This is a genomic window from Italian clover phyllody phytoplasma str. MA1 (genome assembly GCF_000300695.1).
Classification (GTDB): Bacteria; Bacillota_I; Bacilli_A; order Acholeplasmatales; family Acholeplasmataceae; genus Phytoplasma.
On sequence record NZ_AKIM01000073.1, the window covers coordinates 1 to 547 of the forward strand.

The following is a 547-nucleotide window of genomic DNA, read 5'->3' on the forward strand; positions in this document are numbered from 1 at the left end:
TTCATTTAGAAAAACAAGCAGAAATTATCGTCATTGATCACCTTCAAATAACCAAAACCACAAATTATTTAGAAAATGATCGTCTAGCCATTGATGAAATCATGACTAAATTAAAAAAATTAGCCATTGAATTAAACATCGTTATTATCATTTTATCTCAATTTTCAAGAGATACATATAGTAATCAACAAGGTAAATCACCAGAAATAACAGCTTTAAAAGGCAGTGGTGGAATTGAAACCAATTCTGATATCGTCTTAATGATGTCTGAATTCCAACCCAAACTATCCAAAGACAAAGAAAAACCCATAAATATATATAATTCAACCTTAGAAGAAATATATTCAGACTATAATGACAATGAAAATCAAAAAATAATCGAAGTATGTATCAAAAAAAATAGAAGTGGCACTAAAAAAACCTTAATTTATCACTTTGAAATGACCACTCAAACCTTCCAAGAAATCGGTTATGTTTTGCCTTATAAAATAGAAACTTATTATTAATCAAAAAAACTAGGAGAAAAAACAATGAAAAATAAACTCAA

Annotated in this window: 1 protein-coding gene; it reads left to right on the forward strand. The window is 27.1% G+C overall.

Features of this window, described 5'->3' with window-relative positions:
• A partial coding sequence (locus RI01_RS02510) for a DnaB-like helicase C-terminal domain-containing protein (protein WP_017193102.1) occupies positions 1 to 506 on the forward strand: 506 nt, incomplete at its 5' end.
• Positions 507 to 547 lie beyond the last annotated feature (41 nt).